Annotated in this window: 1 protein-coding gene; it reads left to right on the top strand. The window is 58.5% G+C overall.

Annotation, left to right across the window (positions count from 1 at the left end):
- Positions 1-528 precede the first annotated feature (528 nt).
- Positions 529-1089 (top strand): YybH family protein, encoded by a 561-nt coding sequence (locus ACZXDY_RS45775; RefSeq protein WP_464349993.1) that lies wholly within the window; start codon positions 529-531, stop codon positions 1087-1089.
- The last annotated feature ends 644 nt before the right edge of the window (positions 1090-1733 follow it).

Genomic DNA, 1733 nt, shown 5'->3' with positions numbered 1-1733 from the left:
GTCCAGTCGCGTCATTTTTGACCCATTCGCCGGATGTCTGCTTATCCCCTGACAGCGGCGGAATAGCAGACATCCCCAACTGCTGCTTGGGGCCAAGAGGCGACCTCGCGCGTTCGGGTTCAGCTCGGATCGAATGGCGAGTCGGCAGACCTGGCTTCCTGCCACCACCACACCTGAACGCAACTCCGGATTTCCGAAATTTCTCTTGCAGGCATCCTGCCCCCATCTGCAAATGGCGATGTCTTTCCCTCTCTTACCTCGGTCCGGCATCCCGTCGGCGACGTGGCGCACGACAAATCCACCGTAATGCCGGGGTCATGGTCAAGGACGGCGGCTCGCGTCGGGACGCGCAACCTCGATTGGTCCAACGGCGGCAACGGGTTTAGAAGTCTCTGTAGACGCGGCTGGTGGCATTCGTCGCTACGGCATCACGCGGCGGCAATAACGATCGTCTATCGACTCTATGGCGAGAGGTGATTTCCCTCGCCGGCGTTGCAAGCTCATTCTTGTCGGGTGGTGGATATCTCGATGAATGCCGGAGCGACGAAGCGGTCAGGCTTCAGTCGTCCCGCCCCCATATTGATGATGGAGGTGAAGATGCTATCCTGGAGAACGCTGTCGATTTTGACGCTGCTGCTCCTGATCGGCATCGCGGTCTGCGCCGACAAGGCAGCGGCGCTCCCGGTGCGTGCTGACCTGTCCGCTGACGAGCAAAAGATTCGCGAGTTGGGCCAGAAATGGGAGGCGGCGGTGCGGGCTAAAGACGCGGTCGCCTGCGCGGGATTCTATGCGTCCGACGGTGCGATGCTCAACGCCAATGCGCCACTCGCGCGGGGCACTGTGGCCATCACCGCCGCCTGGCAGAGACTGCTCAGCATGAGGAATGTCAACCTGACCTTCGCCTCCACTCAGCTCATTGTCTCGAACGATGGCGACATGGCTTATGACGTCGGTACTTATGAGCTGAGCTTCGACGACAATAAAGGAATGGTGAAAGACGTCGGCAAATACGTTACCGTTTGGAAGAAGGTCGGCGGCGAGTGGAAAGTAGCCGCCGACATCTCCAACAGCGATGGCGCGATGAAGTAAACAGAATTCCGGAGCATAGTCATTCGTAACGGAGGAGCCACTGAACGATTGACGAGGCCGTGTACTCATAAATTCCAGCGGCGGGGGTTACGACGGTTGATGTCCGGTGTACCCCTGGAAGCGGCGGAAGAGCAAACATTCGCGAAGGTCCGCAATGGGTCAAGGGCGGGCGATCGAAGGAAGCTCGGTCCGGTCTACCGAGTAAGCTGACGTGGCAATCTTCAATCCGGGTTTCGGCCATAGGCCGATACCGGAAGTAGCCAGCCTATTCGATCACGCGGTCGATGCGGGGCTGAACGTCGGCGAAAATTCGAGCGATGCCGCTCCACATCAGATCTTCCGCACGCCAGGTGACTACCTGTTCAGATGCCGCGATTGCAAGCACAACGGCGGCAAGGATCGGACCTGCATCGGCGACAAGCGGGCGCGATCATGTGGCTGACGGCGCCTACGCACTGCCTGATGATCACGAACCTAGAAATATCGCCACGGACAAGCACGGGTAATCTGCGCGTTAGGAACTTTGTTCAGTCTCATGATCCTTCTAAAATTTGCACTGCCGCAGACAGGACAGAAGTACCAAGACTCACTTGCGATTACCCTCGGACCCGGACCGGGATTGAAACCGCACATCGTTCGATGAC

Source organism: Bradyrhizobium sp. LeoB3 (assembly GCF_055456055.1).
The sequence above is the reverse complement of the archived record's forward strand: the minus strand, read 5'-3'. Positions and strand labels throughout refer to the sequence as shown.

Coding starts and splice junctions, on each gene's coding strand:
- ACZXDY_RS45775 (WP_464349993.1), top strand. CDS start 529: ATGAATGCCGGAGCGACGAAGCGGTCAGGCTTCAGTCGTCCCGCCCCC.